The organism is Halorubrum sp. SP3 (assembly GCF_005435195.1).
Taxonomy (GTDB): domain Archaea; phylum Halobacteriota; class Halobacteria; order Halobacteriales; family Haloferacaceae; genus Halorubrum; species Halorubrum sodomense.
In genome coordinates this window covers 1-393 of the sequence record NZ_SGTU01000450.1, presented here as the reverse complement: position 1 = coordinate 393, position 393 = coordinate 1, and the positions used below count along the sequence as shown (strand labels likewise).

Below are 393 nucleotides of genomic sequence, written 5' to 3'. Positions count from 1 at the left end.
TAATGCTCCACTTGGCAACAGATGTGAGTTACGAACACCCCGTCGTGTCGTGTGGGTACGTCCTCACGAAAGCGACGGGTGGGTCCGAACGACTCATAGAGATGGGATCACGGGTGTTCAACACCGAACACGACGACCGCGACATCGAGTGGGGGTCTGCCCGTGGCGAGTACCGTGCGCTGATTACTGGGGTCAGAGCGGCACTTGATTACGACGAGTCAGCCATCCTGTGCCACGTCGATCACCAGTCGCTTGTGACTGCTGTTCGCCACGTCTGCCGCGACGACTACGAGTCGTACTTCCGTCACGCCTTGATGAGTTTCCTCGGACGCTTCGATGAGTGGCGGATCAGTCGTGTGAACCGAGGACGCAACGAAGCAGCTCATACGCAGG

1 protein-coding gene is annotated in these 393 nt (G+C 58.5%); it reads left to right on the top strand.

Annotation, left to right across the window (positions count from 1 at the left end):
* Positions 1-393, top strand: a 393-nt coding sequence (locus EXE42_RS17210) for a reverse transcriptase-like protein (protein WP_137707085.1), incomplete at both ends; no start/stop codon positions are given.